This is a genomic window from Enterobacter sp. LU1, from assembly GCF_008271405.2.
Lineage (GTDB): Bacteria > Pseudomonadota > Gammaproteobacteria > Enterobacterales > Enterobacteriaceae > Enterobacter > Enterobacter hormaechei_C.
The window spans coordinates 40,050-64,209 of sequence record NZ_CP043438.2 but is presented as its reverse complement, the minus strand read 5'-3'; the positions used below and the strand labels follow the sequence as shown (position 1 = coordinate 64,209).

At 59.5% G+C, this 24,160-nt stretch carries 21 protein-coding genes; 12 read left to right on the top strand and 9 right to left on the bottom strand.

Annotated elements, in window-relative coordinates:
- Positions 1 to 123 precede the first annotated feature (123 nt).
- From FZF21_RS00300 to FZF21_RS00280, 5 genes are all read left to right on the top strand, one after another.
- Positions 124 to 1,245: an efflux RND transporter periplasmic adaptor subunit gene (locus FZF21_RS00300; RefSeq protein WP_017383665.1), complete on the top strand. Its 1,122-nt coding sequence runs from the start codon at positions 124 to 126 to the stop codon at positions 1,243 to 1,245.
- Positions 1,245 to 4,355: an efflux RND transporter permease subunit gene (locus FZF21_RS00295; RefSeq protein ID WP_047729040.1), complete on the top strand. Its 3,111-nt coding sequence runs from the start codon at positions 1,245 to 1,247 to the stop codon at positions 4,353 to 4,355. The genes FZF21_RS00300 and FZF21_RS00295 overlap by 1 nt, the downstream gene beginning before the upstream one ends.
- Complete coding sequence (locus tag FZF21_RS00290) at positions 4,355 to 5,719, top strand: TolC family protein (RefSeq protein WP_017694001.1); 1,365 nt, start codon at positions 4,355 to 4,357, stop codon at positions 5,717 to 5,719. Before FZF21_RS00295 ends, FZF21_RS00290 begins: the two co-directional genes overlap by 1 nt.
- A 49-nt stretch (positions 5,720 to 5,768) precedes the next feature.
- Positions 5,769 to 6,926 carry a multidrug effflux MFS transporter gene (locus FZF21_RS00285; protein WP_017383668.1) on the top strand — a complete coding sequence of 386 codons (1,158 nt, stop codon included), beginning with the start codon at positions 5,769 to 5,771 and terminating at the stop codon, positions 6,924 to 6,926.
- Positions 6,927 to 7,008: 82 nt separating this feature from the next.
- Positions 7,009 to 7,305: a YicS family protein gene (locus FZF21_RS00280; RefSeq protein ID WP_003861030.1), complete on the top strand. Its 297-nt coding sequence runs from the start codon at positions 7,009 to 7,011 to the stop codon at positions 7,303 to 7,305.
- Positions 7,306 to 7,353: 48 nt separating this feature from the next.
- Here the strand turns inward: FZF21_RS00280 and FZF21_RS00275 are convergent, their stop codons facing one another.
- Entirely contained in the window at positions 7,354 to 8,304 is a 951-nt protein-coding gene (locus tag FZF21_RS00275; RefSeq protein ID WP_003861033.1) for a LacI family DNA-binding transcriptional regulator, read from the bottom strand.
- A gap of 293 nt (positions 8,305 to 8,597) precedes the next feature.
- Between FZF21_RS00275 and FZF21_RS00270 the strand changes: the two genes are divergently transcribed.
- The 6 genes from FZF21_RS00270 to FZF21_RS00245 all read left to right on the top strand — a co-directional run bounded on the left by FZF21_RS00270 (position 8,598) and on the right by FZF21_RS00245 (position 14,508).
- On the top strand, positions 8,598 to 8,912 hold the full coding sequence (locus tag FZF21_RS00270) for a PTS sugar transporter subunit IIB (RefSeq protein WP_032668892.1): 315 nt from the start codon (positions 8,598 to 8,600) through the stop codon (positions 8,910 to 8,912).
- Positions 8,913 to 8,923: 11 nt separating this feature from the next.
- On the top strand, positions 8,924 to 10,249 hold the full coding sequence (locus FZF21_RS00265; protein WP_017694004.1) for a PTS cellobiose transporter subunit IIC: 1,326 nt from the start codon (positions 8,924 to 8,926) through the stop codon (positions 10,247 to 10,249).
- A gap of 17 nt (positions 10,250 to 10,266) precedes the next feature.
- Positions 10,267 to 11,643: a glycoside hydrolase family 1 protein gene (locus FZF21_RS00260; RefSeq protein WP_047741037.1), complete on the top strand. Its 1,377-nt coding sequence runs from the start codon at positions 10,267 to 10,269 to the stop codon at positions 11,641 to 11,643.
- 5 nt (positions 11,644 to 11,648) lie between these two features.
- Positions 11,649 to 11,951, top strand: coding sequence for a PTS lactose/cellobiose transporter subunit IIA (locus tag FZF21_RS00255; RefSeq protein ID WP_208971016.1), 303 nt, complete (start codon positions 11,649 to 11,651; stop codon positions 11,949 to 11,951).
- Positions 11,952 to 12,088: 137 nt separating this feature from the next.
- Complete coding sequence (locus tag FZF21_RS00250; protein ID WP_086524143.1) at positions 12,089 to 13,468, top strand: carbohydrate porin; 1,380 nt, start codon at positions 12,089 to 12,091, stop codon at positions 13,466 to 13,468.
- Between the two features lie 134 nt (positions 13,469 to 13,602).
- A complete protein-coding gene (locus FZF21_RS00245; protein WP_017383673.1) occupies positions 13,603 to 14,508 on the top strand; it encodes an EamA family transporter in 906 nt (301 codons plus the stop codon).
- A gap of 48 nt (positions 14,509 to 14,556) precedes the next feature.
- On the opposite strand, the gene nepI is transcribed toward FZF21_RS00245, so the two are convergent.
- From nepI to FZF21_RS00230, 3 genes are all read right to left on the bottom strand, one after another.
- Positions 14,557 to 15,747, bottom strand: a complete 1,191-nt coding sequence (gene nepI / locus FZF21_RS00240) for a purine ribonucleoside efflux pump NepI (protein ID WP_023302830.1) — start codon at positions 15,745 to 15,747, stop codon at positions 14,557 to 14,559.
- Between the two features lie 169 nt (positions 15,748 to 15,916).
- Positions 15,917 to 16,435 carry an SRPBCC domain-containing protein gene (locus FZF21_RS00235; RefSeq protein ID WP_017694007.1) on the bottom strand — a complete coding sequence of 173 codons (519 nt, stop codon included), beginning with the start codon at positions 16,433 to 16,435 and terminating at the stop codon, positions 15,917 to 15,919.
- 97 nt (positions 16,436 to 16,532) lie between these two features.
- Positions 16,533 to 16,985 carry a DUF1198 domain-containing protein gene (locus FZF21_RS00230; RefSeq protein ID WP_045333531.1) on the bottom strand — a complete coding sequence of 151 codons (453 nt, stop codon included), beginning with the start codon at positions 16,983 to 16,985 and terminating at the stop codon, positions 16,533 to 16,535.
- Positions 16,986 to 17,084: 99 nt separating this feature from the next.
- Between FZF21_RS00230 and FZF21_RS00225 the strand changes: the two genes are divergently transcribed.
- Positions 17,085 to 17,987 carry a LysR family transcriptional regulator gene (locus FZF21_RS00225; protein WP_015570111.1) on the top strand — a complete coding sequence of 301 codons (903 nt, stop codon included), beginning with the start codon at positions 17,085 to 17,087 and terminating at the stop codon, positions 17,985 to 17,987.
- Here FZF21_RS00225 and FZF21_RS00220 read toward each other — a convergent pair.
- From FZF21_RS00220 to uhpA, 5 genes are all read right to left on the bottom strand, one after another.
- Positions 17,975 to 18,979, bottom strand: a complete 1,005-nt coding sequence (locus FZF21_RS00220; protein ID WP_032667760.1) for an alpha/beta hydrolase — start codon at positions 18,977 to 18,979, stop codon at positions 17,975 to 17,977. The two genes, FZF21_RS00225 and FZF21_RS00220, sit on opposite strands and share 13 nt — an antisense overlap.
- Positions 18,980 to 19,149: 170 nt before the next feature.
- Complete coding sequence (gene uhpT / locus FZF21_RS00215) at positions 19,150 to 20,541, bottom strand: hexose-6-phosphate:phosphate antiporter (RefSeq protein WP_126506923.1); 1,392 nt, start codon at positions 20,539 to 20,541, stop codon at positions 19,150 to 19,152.
- 132 nt (positions 20,542 to 20,673) lie between these two features.
- The gene (locus tag FZF21_RS00210; protein ID WP_017383677.1) at positions 20,674 to 21,984 is read right to left on the bottom strand and encodes an MFS transporter; all 1,311 of its coding nucleotides are present in this window, start codon (positions 21,982 to 21,984) and stop codon (positions 20,674 to 20,676) included.
- Positions 21,977 to 23,482, bottom strand: a complete 1,506-nt coding sequence (uhpB, locus tag FZF21_RS00205; protein WP_126542953.1) for a signal transduction histidine-protein kinase/phosphatase UhpB — start codon at positions 23,480 to 23,482, stop codon at positions 21,977 to 21,979. Before uhpB ends, FZF21_RS00210 begins: the two co-directional genes overlap by 8 nt.
- Positions 23,479 to 24,072, bottom strand: a complete 594-nt coding sequence (uhpA, locus tag FZF21_RS00200) for a transcriptional regulator UhpA (RefSeq protein WP_003861054.1) — start codon at positions 24,070 to 24,072, stop codon at positions 23,479 to 23,481. Before uhpA ends, uhpB begins: the two co-directional genes overlap by 4 nt.
- Positions 24,073 to 24,160: the final 88 nt, after the last annotated feature.

The following is a 24,160-nucleotide window of genomic DNA, read 5'->3' as shown; positions in this document are numbered from 1 at the left end:
TAAGTAATTTCCCTTTTTTCATTTCTGGCTCAGCCAGAGATGCGGGATCGCTGTGCTTTTAATTAGCCCTCCTCCCTGTTAAGCGATTAACAGGGCAGGCTTCGTTCACCCTGGAAAAAGATTATGAAAACCATAACAACCTCCATCGCGGCATTACTCCTCCTGACAGGGTGCGATAATGCGCAAACATCTGCTCCTCAACGTCCTCTTCCGGAAGTGGGGATTGTCACCCTCATGAGCCAGCCGGTGTCCGTCGTCAGCGAGCTGACCGGCCGCACCGCCGCCGCAATGAGCGCCGAAGTGCGCCCCCAGGTAGGTGGCATTATCCAGAAGCGCCTGTTCACCGAAGGCGATACGGTCAAGGCCGGGCAGGCGCTGTATCAGATCGATCCTTCCAGCTACCGCGCCGCGTATGATGAAGCCGCCGCCGCACTGAAACAGGCGCAGGCGCTGGTGCAGGCCGACTGCCAGAAAGCCCGGCGTTATGCGCAGCTGGTGAAGGACGACGGCGTATCACGTCAGGATGCGGAAGACGCGAAGTCCACCTGCGCGCAGGACAAGGCCAGCGTCGAGTCAAAGAAAGCCGCGCTGGAAAGCGCCCGCATTAACCTCAACTGGACCACCGTCACCGCGCCGATTGCCGGACGTATCGGCATCTCCTCTGTGACCCCCGGCGCGCTGGTGACCGCCCAGCAGGATACCGCGCTGGCCACCATTCGCGGGCTGGACAGTATGTACGTCGATTTAACCCGTTCCAGCGCCGATCTGCTGCGTTTACGCAAGCAAACCCTCGCCAGCAACAGCGATACGCTGAACGTGTCGTTGATTCTCGAAGACGGCAGCAGCTACAGCGAAAAAGGCCGCCTGGCGCTGACCGAAGTGGCGGTGGATGAGTCTACCGGCTCAGTTACCCTGCGCGCCGTCTTCCCGAACCCGCAGCATCAGCTTCTGCCGGGCATGTTCGTTCGCGCCAGAGTGGATGAAGGCATCATGAATGACGCGATCCTCGCCCCGCAGCAGGGCATCACCCGCGACGCCAAAGGCACCGCCACCGCGCTGGTGGTGAACGCCAGCAACAAGGTGGAGCAGCGTCAGCTCGAAACGGGCGACACCTACGGCGACAAATGGCTGGTGCTGAGCGGTTTGAAGGCGGGCGATAAGCTGATTGTGGAAGGCACCGATAAAGTCACCGCCGGGCAGGAAGTGAAAGCTGAAGAGATGAAAACCAACGGAGGAAACGCCTGATGTTTTCCCGTTTCTTCGTGCGTCGCCCGGTCTTTGCCTGGGTTATCGCCATTCTCATCATGCTCGCCGGAATGCTGGCGATCCGCACGCTGCCCGTTGCGCAGTACCCGGACGTGGCTCCGCCGTCGATCAAAATCTCCGCCACCTATACCGGTGCCTCCGCACAGACGCTGGAAAACAGCGTGACGCAGGTGATCGAGCAGCAGCTCACCGGGCTGGATAACCTGCTCTACTTCACCTCCACCAGCAGCTCGGACGGGTCGGTGAGTATTAACGTCACGTTTGAACAGGGAACCGATCCGGACACCGCTCAGGTACAGGTGCAGAACAAAGTCCAGCAGGCGGAATCGCGCCTGCCGACCGAGGTGCAGCAGTCCGGGATCACCGTCGAAAAATCCCAGAGCAACTTCCTGCTGATCATGGGCGTATATGACAAAACCGACACCGCCAGCAGCTCGGATATCGCCGACTGGCTGGTGAGTAATATGCAGGATCCGCTGGCGCGTGTGGATGGCGTCGGTAGCCTACAGGTGTTCGGTGCAGAATACGCGATGCGCATCTGGCTCGACCCGGCGAAGCTGGCATCGTACTCGCTGATGCCCTCCGACGTGCAGAGCGCGATTGAAGCGCAGAACGTGCAGGTTTCCGCCGGTAAAATCGGCGCGCTGCCCTCGTCGAACGCCCAACAGCTGACCGCCACCGTCCGCGCTCAGTCGCGTCTGCAAACGGTCGATGAGTTCAAAAAGATCATCGTCAAGAGCCAGTCCAACGGTGCGGTGGTGCGCATCAGCGATGTCGCGCGCGTGGAGATGGGCAGCGAAGATTACACCGCCACCGCGAAGCTGAACGGCCACCCGGCGGCGGGTATGGCGGTGATGCTCTCACCGGGCGCCAACGCGCTTAACACCGCCACAGCGGTAAAAGATAAGATCGCCGAGTTCAAAAAGTCGATGCCGGAAGGCTACGATGTGGCCTACCCGAAAGACAGCACCGAGTTCATCAAGATCTCCGTTGAGGACGTGATTCAGACGCTGTTCGAAGCCATTATCCTCGTGGTGGTGGTGATGTACCTGTTCCTGCAAAACATCCGCGCGACGCTGATCCCGGCGCTGGCGGTGCCGGTGGTGCTGCTGGGCACCTTCGGCGTGCTGGCGCTGTTCGGTTACTCCATCAACACCCTGACGCTGTTTGCGATGGTGCTGGCGATAGGGCTTTTGGTGGATGACGCCATCGTAGTGGTGGAAAACGTCGAGCGTATTATGCGCGACGAAGGGCTGCCCGCCCGGGAAGCGACCGAAAAATCGATGGGCGAAATTTCCGGCGCGCTGATCGCCATTGCGCTGGTGCTCTCTGCGGTATTCCTGCCGATGGCCTTCTTCGGCGGCTCTACCGGGGTCATTTACCGCCAGTTCTCGGTCACCATTATTTCGGCGATGTTCCTCTCCGTGGTGGTGGCGCTGACCCTGACGCCCGCGCTGTGCGGCTCGATCCTGAATCACACCGCTCCGCACAAAAAGGGCTTCTTCGGCGCGTTTAACCGCTTCTACAGTAAGACCGAGCACGGCTATCAGAACAAGGTGCTGCGCGCCCTGCGCCGTTCCGGTGGCATGCTGGTGATCTACGCCCTGCTCTGCGGCGCGATGGGGTTCGCCATGCTAAAACTGCCGGGCAGCTTCCTGCCAACCGAAGACCAGGGTGAAATCATGGTGCAGTACACCCTGCCTGCCGGCGCAACCGCGGTGCGTACCGCCGAGGTAAGCCGCCAGGTACGCGAGTGGTTCCTCACCAAAGAGAAAGCCAATACCGACGTGATCTTTACCGTTGAAGGCTTCAGCTTCAGTGGCAGCGGCCAGAACGCCGGGATGGCGTTCGTCTCCCTGAAAAACTGGTCAGAGCGCAAAGGCGAGGAAAACACCGCCCAGGCCATTGCCCTGCGCGCCACGCAGGAGCTGAGCACCATTCGGGATGCCACAATTTTCGCCATGACGCCCCCGGCGGTGGATGGTTTAGGCCAGAGCAACGGCTTTACCTTTGAGCTGATGGCCAGCGGCGGCACCGACCGCGACGCGCTGCTGAAACTGCGTAACCAGCTGATTGGCGAAGCCAACCAGGACAACTCGCTGCACGCCGTGCGCGCCAACGATCTGCCGCAGATGCCGCAGCTTCAGGTGGATATCGATAACAACAAAGCCGTGTCGCTGGGGCTCTCCCTGAGCGATGTTACCGACACCCTCTCCAGCGCCTGGGGCGGCACCTACGTGAACGACTTCATTGACCGTGGCCGCGTGAAAAAGGTCTACATCCAGGGCGACAGTGACTATCGCGCGGTGCCGTCGGATCTTAACAAATGGTATGTGCGCGGCAGCGACAGCACCATGACCCCGTTCTCCGCCTTCGCCACCACCCGCTGGGAGTATGGCCCGGAAAGCCTGGTGCGCTACAACGGCTCGGCGGCGTATGAGATTCAGGGCGAAAACGCCAGCGGCGCCAGCTCCGGTACGGCGATGAGCAAAATGGAGCAGCTGGCGAATAACCTGCCGTCCGGCAGCACCTGGGCATGGAGCGGTTTGTCGTTGCAGGAAAAACTGGCGAGCGGTCAGGCAATGAGCCTCTATGCCCTCTCGATCCTGGTGGTGTTCCTGTGCCTGGCGGCGCTGTATGAGAGCTGGTCGGTGCCCATTTCGGTCATCATGGTGATCCCGCTAGGGGTGCTTGGCGCAGCGGTTGCCGCCTCCCTGCGCGGCCTGAACAACGACGTCTATTTCCAGGTGGCGCTGCTGACCACCATCGGTCTGTCGTCGAAGAACGCCATTCTGATTGTCGAGTTTGCCGAAGCCAAAGTGGCCGAAGGCTACTCCCTGACGCGCGCCGCCCTGCGGGCCGCCCAGACGCGTCTGCGTCCGATCATCATGACCTCGCTGGCGTTTATCGCAGGCGTGACGCCGCTGGCGATTGCCACCGGCGCCGGGGCCAACAGCCGCGTGGCGATCGGTACCGGTATTATCGGCGGGACGCTGGCCGCGACGCTGCTGGCCATCTTCTTTGTTCCTTTATTCTTTGTACTGGTGAAACGTCTGTTCTCCGGTAAGCACGCAAACCGGAGGTCATAATGTTTCGTGTAACCGTATTAACGTTAGCGCTGCTGAGCGCGGGCTGTGTGTCATTAGATCCCACGTATCAGCGCCCGGACGCCCCCGTCCCGGCGACGTTGCCGGGCGCCCATGGCGAAGCCAACGCCGTGGTGAGCCAGTGGCAGCAGGTGATGAATGATGCGCGGTTGAAAAGCGTGGTGACGATGGCGCTCAACAGCAACCGCGACGTGCAAAAAGCGATTGCGGATATCGACGCCGCCCGTGCCCAGTATGGCGAAACGCGCTCGTCCCTGTTCCCGACGGTGGACGCGGAATTGAGCCACACCCGCAGCCGCACGCTGGCGAGCGGCGTCGCGACAAGTGACGAAGCCAACGGCGCGGTCTCCAGTTTCGAACTGGATCTGTTTGGCCGCAACCAGAGCCTGTCGCGTGCCGCGCGTGAAACCTGGCTTGCCAGCGAATTCACCGCGCAGAACACGCGCCTGACGATGGTCAGCGAGCTGACCACGGCGTGGGTGACGCTGGCGGCGGATAACAGCAATCTGGCGCTGGCGAAGTCCACCCTGGAGAGCGCCGCAAACTCGCTCAAGATTGTGAAGCGCCAGCAGGAAGTGGGCGTGGCAGCGGCAACGGACGTCAGTGAAGCGATGGCGGTTTACCAGCAGGCGCGCGCCAGCGTGGCGAGCTACCAGACGCTGGTGATGCAGGACAAAAACGCTCTCAACCTGCTGGCGGGCGATACGGTGCCCGAGAACCTGCTACCCGGCACGCTGGAGAGCCTGAGCGACAACGCCATCACGCTGATCCCGGCGGGCGTCAGCTCCAGCGCGCTGCTGCGTCGTCCGGACATTCAGGAGGCGGAACATAACCTGCTGAGCGCCAACGCCAACATCGGCGCGGCGCGCGCCAACTTCTTCCCGACCATCTCGCTCACCGCCAGCGCGGGCGTCGGCAGCGATTCGCTGTCGTCCCTGTTCAGCCACGGGATGAAGGTCTGGTCGTTTGCACCTTCCATCACCCTGCCGCTGTTCAGCGGCGGCAACAATATGGCGCAGCTGCGCTATGCGGAAGCCGAGAAAAAAGGGTTAATTGCGACCTATGAGAAAACCATCCAGAGCGCGTTCAAGGACGTGGCCGACGCGCTGGCCCGGCGCGAAACGTTGAGTGAACAGCTTGATGCCCAGCGTGAATACGTGGCGGCGGAGCAAAAAACGCTGGATGTGGCGACGCGCAGTTACAAGGCTGGCGCGGGCGATTATCTGACGGTGCTCACCGCGCAGCGGTCGCTGTGGTCGGCGCAGGAATCACTGATTGCCTTGCAGCAAACCGACCTGGAAAACCGCATCACGCTGTGGCAGTCGCTGGGCGGCGGGATTCAGTAACATCACTGCCGGGCGGCGCAACGCTGCCCGGCCATCAGAGTAAATACCTATGGCAAAACTCTCTTTTTCTTTCGCGGCCATCCTTGGCCTGCTGACGGCGATCGGGCCGCTGTGTTCCGATTTTTATCTTCCGGCGCTGCCGGAGATCGCCACCCAGCTCAACACCTCCACAACGCTGACGCAGCTTTCTCTTACCTCGGCGCTGATTGGCCTGGGGCTGGGACAACTCTTTTTCGGCCCGCTAAGCGATCGCATCGGACGTAAAACGCCGCTGCTGTTCTCACTTTTGCTGTTTGTACTGGCTTCAGTGCTTTGTGCCAGCACGCAGAATATTTACGCCCTGATCGGCTGGCGATTTGTGCAGGGCGTTGCCGGGGCGGGCGGCTCCGTACTTGCCCGCTCCATCGCCCGTGATAACTATCATGGCACGATGCTAACGCAGTTTTTTGCCCTACTGATGACGGTCAACGGCATCGCGCCCGTGGTGTCCCCGGTACTCGGTGGCTATATCGCGTCGCATTTCGACTGGCGGATGCTGTTCTGGGTAATGGCAGGGGCGGGTCTGGCGCTGCTGATCGCCAGCCAGCTTTTTATCCGCGAGTCCCTCACAGAGAAACAGGGCGGGGGATCGCTGACGCAAACCGCCAGGACGGTACTTAAAAATCGTCGCTTTATGCGCTACTGCCTGATCCAGGCCTTCATGCTGGCGGGGCTGTTCGCCTATATCGGGGCATCCTCCTTTGTGATGCAAAACGAGTATGGCCTGAGCGCCATGCAGTTCAGCCTGCTGTTCGGTGTGAACGGTATCGGCCTGATCGTCTCAGCGCTGATTTTCTCCCGTCTGGCACGCCGACACCCGGCGGAAGGGTTAATGCAAATAGGTCTGGTTTTGGCCTTAACCTGCGCGGGGCTGACGTTGCTCTTTGCGTGGATGCAGCTTTCCGTTCCGGCACTGATTGCACTCTTTTTCACCGTCGCATTTAACAGCGGGATCAGCACCATTGCGGGTTCAGAAGCGATGAGCGCAGTCGACGCGAAGGAGTCCGGCACAGCGTCAGCCATTCTGGGCATGCTGATGTTTTTATTCGGCGGGATCGCAGCGCCTCTCGCCGGTATCGGCGGAGAAACGATGCTGAAAATGAGTCTCGCGGTGTTAGTAAGCTATGGCATTGCACTGGCGATCGGATCTCGCACGCAGAATGCGTAAATTCATACTTTTGGCTTGAATCGCGTTGATGAATGTAACGATATATTTCAGGGGAAGCATGTGACTTTCAAAGGAGGTTTCGATGAAATCTGCACACCTGGTTTGCCTGCTCGTTTGCCTGATTTTCGCTGCGTTTGTTCACGCGCAGGAGAAGAGCGCTCCGGAGAAAGAGGCCCAGATAAAACAGCAGGTCCTGAAAGATGTTAAGAAAACCTGTACCCCGCAGAAAAAGCAGAGCGATAAGGCCTGGCAGGCGATGATTTTGTCGTCTGAGGCCAATCAGCTGCTGATCAAAAACGCCATCACCGCCGTGAAGCGTGACAACCTGGACGCCTACTGGGATGCAGTAAGTCAGGTGGATTGTATGGAAGATTACTGAGGGTTGAGCGCCGGGTGGCGCTGCGCTTACCCGGCCTACATCACACGTTTAACGCTTCCGCACATCCGGAATAATCAAATCACCGCGCAGAACGTAGGACCCGAGCATCTGCGTTTTCTCTGTCAGCCAGCTCACGATGCGCGCCGCCATGGCGTCCATGGAATACTCAATGGCCGGGATCACCGGAATACCCGGCAGATGCAGCGAACCGCCGAGGCTGAAAACCATGATGTCTTCCGGTACCGATTTATTAAACGCCTGTAACTGCGGGATCACCCGCTGGGCTTCCTGCTCATCCGCCACCAGCAGCGCGTTGAAGTTCAGCGTGGACGCGTTGTTGAGTAATTCCTGAAGCGCAACGGACGATGAAGTCGCGTCCATAAACACGAGGTTGCGATTAAAGGGCAGGAAGTTTTTCTCCAGCGCGTGTTTGTAGCCCAGCAGCACCTGATCGGCAAAGCCGCTGCCGTGCGGGTGGATCAGCGCTATCTGGCGACGCCCCTGGCTGGTGAGATAGTTACAGGCCGTTTCGGCCGCGAACGCGTGATCGAACTGAATGCTGTTGGCGTTATCGGCTTCCATACAGTCGACCAGAATCACGTTGTCCATGTCCACGTCCAGCGGGAAACGCGCGCCAATCACCAGAATGTCATCACATAAGCCGCAGGAGAGTTCTTCAAGGGCGTTCATCACTTCTGTTTTTGTGTGTGCAAAACGCAGCAGCAGATGTTTTTGATGCTGGCTGAGGTGTTTTTCCAGCGCGTACAGGTAACCGGTGGTCTGGTTAATGTTTTCCTGCGCGCAAATCACCCCAATGCAGCCCGTCGACTGGCTGAGCAGCGACTGGGCGATCACGTTGGGACGATAGTTCAGCTCATCCACCGCTTTCAGAACAGCCTGGCGGCTGGCTTCTTTAACGCCACGCGACCCGCTCAACACCCGTGATACCGTGGCTTTGGACACCCCGGCCAGACGCGATACATCGTTGATTGTAGACATCTCTCTCCCCTGTCAGACGCAACTGGCGTCTGTAATTTCCATCACCGCTACGGCTCACATTATAGCCAGAACGGAGTATATCCGTTTCCGTTTTCCATGGAAACCGATTTTCCGTTTCCACTCAATTTGATGCCAAAACAGCCAAATTATGTGACCCACATCCGGTTAATTAGCCTCATAAGTATTGGATCTTGATGGTTATCACACTTCTGTCTTTTATAAATGGAAACCGGTTTCCGTATCATGTCCAATCATCCTCGCAATAACTTTTTACATTTTGAGGATGGTTGTCGATGTTCAAGATTATGCTGTGCTGCTCTGCCGGGATGTCCACCAGCCTGCTGGTCAGCAAAATGATCGATGTTGCAAAAGAACGGGGCTTGCCCGTGAAGATAGATGCGTATGGCGTATCCGAATTTGATACGCAGTTTCCGTACTATCAGGTGGTGCTTCTCGGACCGCAAGTGAAATACATGTTAAAGACGCTCTCAGACAAGGCAGCGACGCAAGGCATTCCGGTGCAGCCCATCGACATGATGGATTACGGCATGCAGCGTGGCGATAAAGTACTGGACTATGCTCTGTCGCTCATCGAAGCGGCACACTAAAAGGTGTTCACATGAGTTCGTTATATCAATCCATGGTCGCGGTGATTGAGCAGTCAATTACGCCGCTGGCCGCGAAGCTCGGTCAGCAAAAGTATGTGATTGCCATCCGCGACGGCTTTACCGCTGCGCTGCCGTTTATGATCATCGGCTCGTTTATGCTGGTGTTTATCTTCCCGCCGTTTTCGGCGGATACCACCAACAGCTTCGCCCGCGGCTGGCTGGATTTCTCCGAGACCTACCGCGAACAGCTGATGCTGCCGTTTAACCTCAGCATGGGCGTGATGACCTTCTTCATCTCGGTGGGGATTGGGGCGAGCCTGGGGCGTCAGTTTAACCTCGATCCGGTGATGTCCGGCCTGCTGGCCTTTATGGCCTTCCTGCTGGTCGCCGCGCCCTATGCCGATGGCAAAATTTCGACCCAGTATCTCTCCGGTCAGGGGATCTTCACTGCGCTTATCACCGCGATCTACTCCACTCGCGTCTATGCGTGGCTGAAACAGAACAACGTCACCATCCGCCTGCCGAAGGAAGTGCCGACCGGCGTGGCGCGTTCGTTTGAGATCCTGATCCCGGTGATGGTGGTGATCGGAACGCTGCACCCGCTGAACCTGTTCATTGAAGCGCAGACCGGGATGATCATCCCGCAGGCGATTATGCACCTGCTGGAGCCGCTGGTGTCGGCGTCTGACTCGCTGCCCGCCATTCTGCTCTCCGTGCTGCTGTGCCAGATCTTCTGGTTCGCTGGTATCCACGGGTCGCTGATTGTCACCGGCATCATGAACCCGTTCTGGATGGCGAACCTCTCTGCAAACCAGGCGGCGCTGGCGGCGGGCGCGGCGCTGCCGCACGTTTATCTGCAAGGTTTCTGGGATCACTACCTGCTGATTGGCGGCGTGGGCTCCACCCTGCCGCTGGCGTTCCTGCTGCTGCGTAGCCGCGTTACCCACCTGCGCACCATCGGCAAAATGGGCGTGGTGCCAAGCTTCTTTAACATCAACGAACCGATTTTGTTCGGCGCACCGATCATCATGAACCCGATGCTGTTTATCCCGTTCGTGTTTGTTCCGCTGGTCAACGCCTGCCTGGCGTACGGCGCAACCAAACTCGGCTGGCTGGCTCAGGTGGTTTCGTTAACCCCGTGGACCACCCCCGCGCCGATTGGCGCCTCGTGGGCGGCGAACTGGGCGCTGAGCCCGGTGGTGATGTGCCTGGTCTGCATGGTGATGTCCGCCCTGATGTACCTGCCGTTCCTGCGCGCCTATGAGCGTACGCTCATCAAAAATGAAGAGCAGAAAGCCCAGGCAACCGTCGGCACCGCTGAAACAGTCAGTAATTAAGTCAAAGAGGAAGGGTCATGAAATACGCATTTCCCGATAACTTCTGGTGGGGCAGCGCAAGCTCCGCTCTCCAGACGGAAGGGACACGAGAGGGTGAAACCACGTGGGATTACTGGTTTGCCCGCGAGCCGAACCGTTTTCACAACGGCGTGGGGCCGCAGCACACCTCCACGTTTTATCAGCACTGGAAAACGGACATTCAGCTGTTAAAGCAGCTGAACCACAACAGCTTTCGTACCTCGATTAGCTGGGCGCGCCTGATCCCTGACGGTATCGGTGAAGTGAACCCGGACGCGGTCGATTTTTACAACCAGGTCATTGATGAGCTGAATGAACAGGGCATCACGCCGTTTTTCACCCTGTTCCATTTCGACATGCCGATGGCGATGCAGGAGATTGGCGGCTGGGAAAACCGCGACGTGGTGGACGCATACGCCCGCTATGCGCAGATGTGCTTCGAGCTGTTTGGCGATCGCGTGCTGCACTGGTTTACCTTCAACGAGCCGATCGTGCCGGTAGAAGGCGGTTATCTGTACGACTTCCACTATCCGAACGTGGTGGATTTTCGTCGGGCAGCCACCGTGGCGTATCACACCGTGCTGGCCCATGCGAAGGCGGTGCAGGCCTACCGCGCCGGGCATTACGCGGGGGAGATTGGCATCGTGCTGAACCTGACGCCGTCATACCCGCGTTCGCAGAATCCGGCAGACGTGAAGGCGGCGCACATAGCGGACCTGATGTTTAACCGCAGCTTCCTCGACCCGGTGCTGCGCGGGGAGTATCCGGCGGACCTGGTGGCATTGCTGAAATCTTACGATCAGCTGCCCGCCTGCAAGCCGGAAGACGGTTTCCTGATTGCGGAAGGGAAAATCGACCTGCTCGGCGTTAACTACTATCAGCCGCGTCGCGTGAAGTGTCGCGACAGCGCGGTGAACCCGCAGGCGCCGTTTATGCCGGAGTGGTTCTTTGATAATTACGAGATGCCGGGCCGTAAGATGAACCCGTACCGCGGCTGGGAAATCTACGCGCCGGGTATTTACGATATTCTGGTTAACCTGCGCGACAATTACGGCAACCCACGCTGCTTTATTTCTGAAAACGGCATGGGCGTCGAAAATGAGCAGCGCTTTATTGAAAATGGCCAGATTAACGATCACTACCGCATCGAGTTTATTTCCGAACATTTAGCCTGGCTGCATAAGGGTATTAGCGAAGGGTGCAATTGTCTTGGTTACCATATGTGGACGTTTATTGATAACTGGTCGTGGTGTAACGCGTATAAAAATCGCTACGGATTTATCCAGCTCGATTTAAAGACGCAGCAGCGCACCATTAAGAAAAGCGGAGAGTGGTTTGCCGCCACCGCCTTAAATAATAGCTTTGATAAAGAGTAATGATGATGATCGCACTAGAAGAAGCCGTAATGGAAATTATCGTCAACGCCGGCCAGTCCCGCAGCCTGTGCTTTGAAGCACTGCACGCGGCGCGTCAGGGCAACATTGACGAGGCCAAAAGCCTGCTGCGCGAAGCCGACGGCTATTCGCGCCAAGCGCACAAGATGCAGACCAAACTGATCGAGCAGGATGCGGGCGAAGGACGTCAGCCGATGACGTTAATCATGGTGCTCGCGCAGGATCATTTAATGAATTCCTTATTAGCGCGTGAATTATCCGAAGAAATTATTCATTTATATCAGAGATAGTCTATGGCGAAATAAATTACTGTAATACCTCTTTACCTTAAATAGAATTCCACTTGTTCTGATGATAGCGACATACTCTGTCAGATCGGAGCGGGATGGTTATTGTCTGAATAAAATTAAACTATATTGAGATAACCATGAATACGATTAAAAAACTTCCATTAACCATGGCGGTTATCGCCGCGCTTTGCCCAATTTCCGTTCTCGCTCAGGAATTCACTCAGGAGCAAATCGACGCCATTGTGGCAAAAGCGGTGGATAAAGCCCTGGCAGAACGTCAGGCCAAAATGGACGCGGCGGTCGCGAAAAAAGCGGACGTGGTGACCGAGCCGCAGAGCGCGGCGCAATCTCCGGATATGGCGATCCCGTTCGGGGTTAAATTTACCGGCTACGCCCGCTACGGCGCGCACTTCCAGGCCGCCGATCAGAAATACGTGGCGGTGGACGGCTCCTACAACGGCGCGTCCGCCATTGGTCGTCTGGGTAACGAAGGCAACGGCGGCGAGTTCCAGCTCTCTAAAGCCTTCAAGGGCGAAAACGGCGCCATCTGGGACATCAACGTGATGATCGACCACTGGGGCGACGAAGTTAACCTCAAGAAAGCCTACGCCGGCGTGACCAACATTATGGCCTCCAACCCGAACGCCTACTTCTGGGCGGGTCGCGACTTCCACCAGCGTCCGCAGCAGGGCATCAACGATTACTTCTGGATGAACCACGACGGTCAGGGCGCCGGGGTGAAGAACTTCGACATCGGCGGCGTGCAGTTTGACGTGGCCGCCGTGGCAGCGGTGGAATCCTGTAGCCCGGAAGTGATGGAGGACGAAGCGAACCCGTCGCGCATCACCTGTACCGGCGGGTCCGGCACGGGCGACAAAGGCAACTACGCCGCGACGTCTAAAATCCACGGTGTGAAGCTCGGTCCGCTGGATCTGGAGCTGTACGCCAACTACGGCTTTGACTCGAAAGCGGTGGAGAGCGACGAACGTCTGAACGCCTGGCAGGGCGGCGTGGTGCTGAGCCACACCAACGACAGCGGCGTGAACAAGGTGATTGCCCGCTACTCCGATAACGCGGACAACAGCGTGTTCAACAAAACCGAGGATCTGACCACGGTCTACGCCAGCTTCGAAGGACTGTACAAATTCACCCAGGCGACGCAGGTGGAGTACCTCCTCGCCTTCCACGACTACGACAACAGCCGCGATAAGACCGACAACCGCAAGAACTACAACGCCATCGTGCGCCCGATGCACTGGTGGAACGACGTTCACTCCACCTGGCTGGAAGCGGGCTGGCAGCACGTGGATTACGACAACGGCGGCGACAACAAGGGCTGGAAGCTGACCCTGTCGCAGAACATGTCTATCGCCATGGGGCCGGAGTTCCGTCCGATGCTGCGCTTCTACGTGACCGGCGGCAAGGTGGATAACGAACGTACCGCGCGCGTGAACAATACCAAAGATGAGACGCTGGACGACTTCAACGTCGGCGCGATGTGGGAGGCGTGGTTCTAGTACAGCGTCGTTTGTTTCGCCCGGCGGCGCTGCGCTTGCACGGGCCTACAAGGTTTTGTAGGCCGGGTAAGCGCAGCGCCACCCGGCAAGATCCCATGTTATGCTACAAAAAAACCAACATAACAGGGGAGAACATGGGTTCCACACGCAAAGGGATGCTCAACGTCCTGATCGCCGCCGTTTTATGGGGCAGTTCCGGGGTTTGCGCGCAGTACATCATGGAGAAAAGCCACATCTCTTCGCCTTACCTGACCATGGTTCGTCTGCTGTTTACCGGCGTGATCCTGCTGACGCTCTCCTTCGTTCACGGCGACAAGATTTTCTCGGTCGTCAAAAACCGCAAAGACGCCCTCAGCCTGCTGTTTTTCTCGCTGGCTGGCGCGCTTACCGTGCAGCTCACCTTCCTGCTGACAATTGAAAAATCCAACGCCGCGACGGCCACCGTGCTCCAGTTTCTGTCGCCGACCATTATCGTGGCATGGTTTGCGCTGGCGCGGAAAACGCGTCCCGGCATATTTGTCTTATCCGCGATTTTCACGTCGCTTGTGGGTACCTTCCTGCTGGTAACCCACGGCGACCCGACGTCGCTCTCCATCTCGCCGGCCGCGCTGTTCTTCGGTATCGCCTCGGCGTTTGCCGCGGCGTTTTATACGACGTACCCGTCGACGCTTATCGCCCGCTACGGCACGCTGCCGATTGTCGGCTGGAGTATGTTGATTGCGGGACTAATGCTGACGCCGTTCTACGCCGGACGCGGCACCACCTTCGTGATCGACGGGGGCCTGCTGCTGGCGTTTTTCTACCTGGTGGTGATAGGTACCGCGCTGACGTTCAGCCTGTATCTGAAAGGCGCACAGATGATCGGCGGGCCGAAGGCGAGCATTCTGAGCTGCGCCGAGCCGCTGAGCAGCGCGCTGCTGTCGGTGGTGTTGCTGGGGGTGGCATTCACCCTGCCGGACTGGCTGGGGACGCTGCTGATTGTGTCGTCGGTGGTGTTGATTTCGATGGATTCGAGAAGACGGGTTCAGACATCGGCGTAGCCTGATGCCCTCACCCCAACCCTCTCCCACGGGAGAGGGAGAAAAGCACTACTTCGCCTTAACCTTCCCCGCCACCAGCAGCGCGGTCAGCAGCATCAGCGTGCCGGAAATTACCAGCGGCGAGGTCAGCCCCAGGTGGTCGAGCGCTACGCCGCCCACCGCCGCGCCGCAGGTATTCGCCAGCTGGATCACCGCCACCTGAATCGACCCGGCTTTTTCCGCCTGATCGGCAAGCGAGCGGGTGATCCACGTCGACCAGCCCACCGGCACCAGCGCAAAGGCAAAGCCCCAGATAATCGCGATCGCCGAAGCCACCCACTTATCGCTGCCCCACAACACCAGCGCCGCGGCGCTGATCGCCAGCACCAGCGGGGCACCCGCCAGCGCCACCTTCAGGGAGCGCTTCAGGAACTGGGACGACAGCGAGGTGCCGACAAAACTGGCGATCCCGAAGCTCAGGAGCACCAGCGTCAGGCCGTCCACGTCAAAGCCCGCCATGGTCATATACACCGGGCGGATATAGGTGAAGAAAGCAAACTGCCCGGCAAAGGCCATGAAGATGGCGGTCATCCCCGCCAGCACGCCCGGGCGCTTCAGCAGCGCGAACATGTTCTGTTTGTGGTGCGCCGCTTCCCCCGGAAGGGACGGCAGCGCCTTCCACACCCAGATAATACACAGCACGCCCATCACCGCCGCCGCGTTAAAGACGTTGCGCCAGCCGATAATTCCACCGAGGAAACTGCCCAGCGGCGCGGCGATCACCAGCGCGATGGAGACCGCGCCGAAGATGACGGACAAGGCTTTTGGCACCGTACGCGCGGGCACCAGGCGCATGGTCAGCGAGGCCGACATCGCCCAGAAGCCGCCTAATCCCAGCCCCAGGCAGGCACGGCCGAGCAGCAGCAGGGTGAAGCTTTCAGCGAAAGAAACCAGCAGGCAGGAGAGCGTCAGCAGCACGCTGAACAGAATGACCACCTTGCGGCGGTCGATGGTGCCGATCGCCTGGGTGATAAACAGGCTGGCGAACATCGCCACAAACGCGGTGACGGTCACGGACTGCCCCGCCACGCCCTCGGAAATGCCCAGATCCTGCGCCATCGGCGTCAGCAGGCTGACCGGCAGGAACTCGACGGTGATCAGGCAGGCGACGCAAAATGCCACGGAGAAAACCGCCGACCAGTTGGGGCGTGAAACCTCTTTGGCCTGCGGTGTAGTCGTGGGCTGGGTATGTTCTGTCATGGCATCACCTGAAGATAAAAACGTGCGGAAAAGTCGCGCAGTTTATCATCAAAAGTGTGACGAATTTAACGTTTCGACAACTTTTGTCGTTTTTTAATGCCGGGCGGCGCTGCGCTTGCGCCGGCCTACGGGCTTGTAGGCCCGGTAAGCAAAGCGCCACCGGGCAAAATTACCCGCGAGCCTTAAGAGCGGCATTCGCTAATCCCACGATCCACTCCTGATGCCCGTTAATCATTGGGTTCGGCACCGTGCGCGCTAATTCCTGCGCCGGCACGCCTTTCTGCGACTCCTGAGTCAGAATGCGCACGCGGTTTCCCGGCAGGTCTTCAAACAGCCAGGCGTGGATCACGTCCAGACGCGAATTTGCATCCCCTTCTACCCAACCGTGCCACGCGATACGCGCGGCTTCGCCCTCCACGGGCGGAACATACTCCGTCACCTGCGCCTCAACCGGGAAGCCAAAGGTGGTGAAGCGGAAGCGGGCGTTGGCGCTCAGCGCCGGGCCGCTGCCGTCGTGAAAACGGATATCTTCGGCGTTGCTGTAGTAGTTCGGCCACAGGGTGGTGTCGTTGAGCTGCGCCCAAATCTCTTTTGCGCTCAGCCCGGCGACGATGATTTCGTTGGAGGCAAAGTTATCGGTGGTGCCGGGCAGGTAGTCGTTCGGCCAGATAATGGCGGATTGTTTCATGGTTCACCTCATCGGTTAGTTGATAAGGTGATGGTGCGCCTGCGGGTGATATAAATCTAATGACGATGCTTTATACTCTTCATCGCGTTTCGTGATATCAGTGCAGGTAAAACACGCCCTCTTCCGGCAGGAAAAGCTGGTTGTAGCGCAGCTGGAAGGCGTTAAGCTCCTGCGGGTCAGGCTCTATCTCGCGCATAAAGCCGAGCGCGAGGCGGATTTGCGCGTCGGTGATCGGCGCGGCCAGACGGGCTTTACGCAGCATGCGGTGCCAGGTATGCAGATTCTCTTCGCTGGCGTCGACGATGCAGACCTGCCAGATCAGCAGCACCTGAGCGGCATTTAGCAGATGCGCCTCGTCGGGGCGTTCAAGATAGCGGATAAACTCATTGCCCGGCGTTTTACCGAACTGGTCAATCATCGACTCGACCGGCATCGGGGTGATCCCCAGCCGCTCGCTTAAACGTTTGATGGCGCGGCGGGAGTCTGAGGTCAGGACACGAAATCCAACCACAAACACCACGGCAAGCGTTGCCAGCATTATCCAGACCATGCGTTCTCCTTAGACTAGCCGCCCATCATAGCGGGAAACGCAGCGCGTCAACAGCGGGCAGCGCCATAATAGTAAACGGAAAAGAGGTGGAAAAACGTCATGAAAGCGGATCTGCGCACGCTGGATCTTAACCTGCTGAAAACGCTGGATGCCCTGCTGGACGAACGCAGCGTCACCCGCGCGGCGGCGCGTCTTGCCCTGACCCAGCCAGCGGTAAGCGGCATGCTTAACCGCCTGCGGGATTACTTTGAAGACCCGCTGTTTATCCGCGCGCCGCACGGCATCGTGCCTACCACCCGGGCGGAAGCAATGGCGGCTCCCGTCAAACGCATTCTGGCAGATATCGACGAGCTGCTTCAGCCGATCGCCTTTGATCCGCTCACCGCAACGTTCACCTTCACGCTTGCCGCGACCGACTACGCCCTGCGCGCGGTCGTCGTGCCGTTTATCGCTGCGCTTAAGGTGCAGGCGCCGGGTATTCGCGTGCGCGTGGTGCCTGTGGAATCTGACCGTCTGGTCAGCCAGCTCGAACAAGGCTCTGTCGACGTGGCGCTGATCACCCCGCACACCACGCCTGACGAGCTTCACAGCCGGGCGCTTTATGATGAACGGTACGTTTGCATGATGCGTGCCGATCATCCGGATGCCGGACAGCCCATGACGTTAGACCGGTTTTGCGCCCTGGAGCATGTGCTGGTCTCTTACGAGGGCGACGGTTTTCGCGGCGTAACGGATGGCGCGCTGGAGAAAACTGGCCGAACGCGGCATGTTGGCTTATCGGTGAGTAACTTTTTAGTCCTGCCGGACGTGCTGGCCCTCAGCGATATGATTGCCGTTGTGCCATCACGCATAGCGGAAAAGCAGACGGGGATGTTCGTCTGCGAGACGCCGGTTCCCGTGCCCGGTTTTACCAAAAGCATGGCCTGGCACGGCAGAACGCACCGCAACCTCGCGCAGGCGTGGCTGCGCGGGCTGTTGCTGGAGACCAGTCAGCGCGCCTGAAGCCCTTTCAGCAGCGCCTCGTGGAAGCGGGCAGGATCCTGCATCTGCGGCGCGTGGCCCATGTCGTTAAATTCAACCAGCGTCGCGTGCGGAATGCGCTTCGCCGTCTCTTTACCCAGCACCGCGTAATTGCCGAGCGTCTTGCGGATCTCCGGTGGGGCGAGATCTTTCCCGATGGCGGTGTTGTCCTTCGTGCCGATCATCAATAATACCGGCATCTTCAGCTCGTTAAATTCATAGACGACCGGCTGGGTATAAATCATGTCGTAGAGCAGCGCCGAGTTCCACGCCACGCGCGCTTTGCCCGGCCCGTTGTTCAGCCCGGCGAGCATGGTGACCCAGCGCTCGTACTCCGGCTTCCACTCCCCGGCGTAGTAGGTGTTTTTCTCGTACTGACGAATGCCGTCGGCGCTGACTTTCAACTCGCGCTGGTACCACTGGTCGACCGTAATATGCGGCACGCCGCGCGCTTTCCAGTCTTCAAGCCCTATTGGGTTCACCATCACCAGCTGCTCCACCTGCTGCGGCCACATCAGCGCGTAGCGGGTCGCCAGCATGCCGCCGGTCGAATGGCCGATGACCGTCACGCGATCGACGCCCAGCGTTTTCAGCAGCGCGTGGGTGTTATCCGCCAGCTGCTGGAAGGTGTACTGATAATGCTCCGGCTTGGTGGATTTGCAGAAGCCGATCTGGTCGGGTGCGATCACGCGATACCCGCTGGCTGAAAGCGCGCGGATCGTGCCGTCCCAGGTACCGGCGCAGAAGTTTTTTCCGTGCATCAGCACCACGGTGCGGCCGTTGGGTTTTTCCGGCTTCACGTCCAGGTAAGCCATATCCAGAGGCTGGTTCTGCGAGGTAAAGGTAAAGTGTTTTACCGGCCAGCCGTAGTCAAAACCTTCCAGCTTCTCGCCGTAGGTGGGGGCATTCGCGGCCATTGCGGGGGAGGCCAGCGCCATCAACAGCGCCAGGCAGGACAATCGTCGGGTCAACATGCAAGCTCTCCGTTAGCAAAAAGGGCTAAGGCTGCACGAAAAGCGGCAGCAAAAAAAACTGTAGAGCATACGGGGGAGCGGGTGTGTAAAGCGGGGTAAAGGTAAAAGGCAGGCCGTGAAAAATAAAAAAGCCCGGCATCACACACCGGGCAAAGAAGTTACCTGCACACTCAGGCTACTTTTAATTTCTGCGCACGATTCTCGCGGCGGATCTTACGCTCTTCCAGCACCGCAACCATCGCCATCAGGACGATACAGCCAATCGCTGCCGCATCCAGCGCGGCAAAGGTGCCCGCCCAGCCGGTGAGGCCGAAAATTGGCGTGCCGTCGGCGATCATGCCCAGACCGAGCTTGGCGAAGCTGTCGCCGATCAGGTAAGCGAAGGTGCCCTTAATCCCATCGGCTGCGCCGATCGCTTTTTTCGGCACAAAGCCAACCGCCGCCACGCCGATCAGCAGTTGCGGACCGAACACCAGGAAGCCGAGCGCAAACAGCGACGCCAGGTAAACGTACTGGTTGCTGGCGTGCTGGTAAACGCCGAGCGTGGCGATAATCAGCGCCAGCGCGACGCAGGCCACCAGCGCGCGACGGCCGTTGGCGAGGTCCGAGAGCCAGCCCCACAGCAGGGTACCGACCAGCGCGCCTACTTCGAACAGGGTGAAGCCCTGAATCGCCACCTCTTTCGAGAGCTTCAGCTCCTGGAAGGCATACACGGTGGACCACTGGTCGATACCGATACGCACCACGTACAGGAAGATGTTCGAGAAGCAGAGCAGCCAGATCACTTTGTTTTTCAGCACGTACTCAACAAAGATCTGCCATTTGGACATCTCGTTTTCTTCGGTCTCTTTGTCCTCCTCGCTGATCTCCTCCCCGAACAGCTCTTCAGCTTTGCCGAGGCCGTAGGATTCCGGGGAATCGCTGCCGTAGCGCAGGCCGATAAAGCCGACAATCAGGGCGATAATCGACGGGAAGATAAACATGCCAATCACGTGGCCGTCGAACAGGTAGTTCGCACCGAACAGCGCCACGCCGGCCGCGCCCGCTCCGCCGAGGTTGTGGGAGATGTTCCACATGCCGAGGTACGAACCCCGCTTGCGGCGCGGCGTCCATTTGGTGATGGTGGAGTAGCTGCACGACCCGCCGGTACTCTGGAAGAAACCGCTCAGGGCGTAGAAGGCGATCATCAGGAACAGGCTGACGGAGCCCGCGCCCATGCTGGCGCTGAAGCCGAGCATACAGATAGCGGAGAGGATCAGCATAAACGGCAGGAACTGCTTGGTATTTTTGCCGTCCGCGTAGTAGGACACAACCGTTTTCCCCACGCCGTAGGTGATGGAGAAGCCCAGGCCAATCATCCCCAGCTGCGTCATGCTCAGCCCGTAGGTGGAGATCATGTCGTTCTGCGCGATGTTAAAGTTTTTGCGGATCAGGTACATGGTCAGGTAGCCGATGAAGACCACCAAATAAGACTGCATGAACGGTTTGAACCACATCTTGCGCCGCACGTCGAGCGGCAGCTCCAGGGTCGGCTTGCGCACCTGATTTAAGAAGGCCAGCATGACTGAGTTACTCCTGAGCTGATTTTTGCAGCATTGTAAAAACCAGCCAGGAGAGATGCCTGAGACAGCGTCCAGGTGAAACCGGGAAAATTTCTTAGTTTTGCGCTTCTCGGCAGCAAAAGGTGAGGCGCGTCACGCTTCGCGCGGTGCCTGCGCGTGCAAAAACGGCAGCAACAGCAGGGCGGAGATGCCCGCCGCGATGGCGATCACCGCGAAGAACCCGCTCCAGTGCCAGACGTCGATCACCCGCGCCAGCGGCCAGCCGGAGAGCGATGCGCCAAGGTAGGCAAACAGCCCGACAAAGCCCGTCGCCGCGCCTGCCGCCTCTTTGTGGGAACACTCCGCCGCCGCCATGCCGATCAGCATCTGCGGGCCAAAGACGAAAAAACCGATGGTGAAGAAGCACGCCGCCTGCATCACGTAGCTGGCGAACGGCATCAGCCACAGCGAGCCGACGGAGAGTAAGATCCCGGCAGCAAAAATCAGGTTCATCGGCCCGCGGTTACCGTTGAACAGCTTATCCGAGCCCCAGCCCGCCACCAGCGCGCCGATAAACCCGCCCAGCTCGAACATCGTCACCGCCGAGTTGGCGGTCACCAGGTCCACGCCGAGCGTCTCGGACATGTACAGGTTGCCCCAGTCGTTGATGGCCGCACGCACCACGTAGACCAGCACGTAGCAGAGCGACAGCAGCCAGATGTACGGGTTTTTCAGCACGTATTTGGTGAGGATCTCCTGGCGGGACAGCCCCGCGCCTTCCTGCTGCTGGGCGATCTCCATCTCGTCGTGCCGCCAGTCGCCCACCGGTGGAAGGCCGACGGTTTGCGGCCTGTCGCGCAGGCGCCAGCAGAGGAACAGCCCGGCGACAATCGCGAGGCCACCGGCAATCATCATCCCCGCGCGCCAGCCGTAGTGCAGCGCCGCCGCGCCGACCACCATCGGGATCAGCGCCCCGCCGACGTTATGCGCGGTATTCCATATCGCCCACCAGCCGCCGCGCTCGTTGCGTGAATACCAGGCGGTGAGCAGGCGGGCGCAGACCGGCGCGCCCCAGCCCTGGAAAAAGGCGTTCAGCGCCCACAGCAGGGCGAAGGCCCACAGCGAGGTGGAGAAGCCAAACAGGATGTTCACCACGCCGGTGGCGATCAGCCCAACGCCCATAAAATAGCGCGCGTTGGAACGGTCGCTGACGATGCCGGAGAAGAACTTCGACAGGCCGTAGGTGATGTAAAACAGCGTCGCCAGCAGGCCGATATCGGTGCGCGTCATCACGCCGCTGGCGAGGATTTCCGGCGCGGCGGCGTTGAAGCTTTTGCGGGTGAAATAGAACAGCGCATAGCCGAGCCAGATGGTAATCAGGATATGGCGACGCCAGTAGCGGTAGCGGGCATCGATTTCCGCTTTGTTGCTTAGCGGGGCGGCGCTGGCGGGGGTTTTAAACATGGTGCGTCCTTAACGGCAAACTGACGCTGACGCGCGTCCCGTGGGTGCAGGAGATGCTCAGCGTGCCGCCCAGCGCCTTTACGCGCTCGCGCATGCCCGCCAGGCCAAACCCCTGCTGGCCGGAGCCCGGCGGCAGGCCGCAGCCGTCGTCTTCAATCACCAGCATCAGGCGCTCGTCCTGCTGCCATCCCTGGATCGTTACCGCGCTGGCGCTGGCGTGCTTGACGATGTTGTTCAGCCCTTCCTGGCAGACGCGGAACAGCGTCACACGCTGGCCTTCACTCAGCGCAGGTTCGTTAATGCGCCAGTCGAGATGGCTGACAATCCCGCGGCTCTCCAGCTCCATCTCGCGCATCAGAGAGCGTATTGCCTGCTCGAGCGAGAGATCGTCAAGCTGGCGCGGGCGCAGCCGCCCTAACAGGCGACGAACGGAATCATAGACGCCCAGCGAAAGCTGTTCGATATGCGCCCCGCCCTGCTTCACGCCCGCGTTTTCTGCCGCCAGGCGCTGAACAATGCCCGCCTGGGTGCGGATGGCGGTGATGGTCTGGCCGATATCATCGTGCAATTCGCGAGCAACCTCCTGGCGCACGCTCTCTTCCGTCTCCAGCAGACGCTCCGCCAGACGGCGGTTGCGCGCCAGCTCGGCTTGGAGGGACTGGTTCAGCTCGCGCAGGCGCTGTATGCCCGCGCCGAGCAGCAGCCCGGTCAGGCTCTGGGCCAGCAGCGAGAGCAGCAGATCTACCGGGTGATCGTGCCAGGTCTGGCTGGCAATCAGCGCGATGGCGTTCATCAGCGTGGCGATCAATGCGCCCTGCCAGCCGTAATGCCAGGCAAGGGCGATGATCGGCAGCGCCAGACAAAACGGCGTGAAGCGTGATAATTCAGCGGGCAGACCAAGCTGCAACCACAGGCTCACCACAAACAGCAGCAGATACCAGATCAGGTGCCGGGCGCGCCAGTTCACCGGCTGGGAGACCAGCGCCGGGCCGAGCGGCTGCCAGACGGTGCTGGTAAGGTAATGCCAGATCACAAGGCAGGTCGGGGCCAGCGTCAGGCCGCCGGTGAGGGTCAGCAGCAGGGCGTTGAGCCCCTCCTTTTCACCCACCCACGGCAGGGACTGCAACAGCGCGGCGGCAATCAGCGCCGCACCCTGACGCAGCAGCGTGCGCCAGTCGCGCTGGTGACGGTAGCGGGAAATCAGGGCGACCGGGATAAGCGTGAGCAGGCTTCCGGTCATCAATAAAGGCAGGTGCGCGAGGGCCACTTCCTGCGCCAGCCAGATCAGCATCAGCCACTCTGCGCCCAGCAGCACCGGCCAGTAGCCGCGCGGGCATTGCAGCATTAGCCCCAGCCGCAGGCCAAAGGGGAACAGCAGCACCGCCAGCTCCGGGCGCTCGACAAGATGCAGGCTGATACTCCACAGACAGAACCACGCGGCGGAGAAGATGAAAAAGCTGGCAACAACGGCGATCAGCCGCGAAAACAGGGAGTTCATTGCCAGCTATCAAACATACGGCGCGCCAGCTCGACATCGTTACTGACGTTGAGTTTTTCCATCAGGTTGGCGCGATGAACGTGAACGGTCTTTGGCGACAGCCCCAGCTCTACGGCAATCTCTTTCACCGACATGCCCTGGGCAAGTTTCTCTGCCACCTGGCGCTCGCGTCTGGTGAGCGGATCCTGCCGTCCCGCCGCCAGCTTGATGGCAATATCCGGCGTCAGGTAGCAGCCGCCGGTGGAGACGGTACGCACGGCGGCAATCAGCTCGTCCGGGCTACAGCGTTTAGAGAGAAACCCGCGCGCCCCCGCGTTGAGCGCCTGCTCGACCAGCGCCGGGCTGTCGTGGACCGAGAGCATGATCGTCGCCATCCCTTTCGGCAGTTGGCTTAACAGCTCCAGCCCGGAGAGGTCCGGCATTGAGATATCGCAGATACAGACCTGCACCCCGCGTCCCGGCAGACCCGCCAGCGCCTCGCGTCCTGAGCCAAACTCGGCCACGACCTGAAAATCCGGTTCGAGGTTTAAAAGCTGGGCAAAGCCGGAGCGAACGATAAGGTGGTCGTCGATAAGGGCGATGGTGGTCATGGTTTGATCCTGATGCGTGAACGCGCCGGATGGCGGCGCAAACGCCTTATCCGGCCTACGTGTAACGTCCTTGCAGGCCGGATAAGCG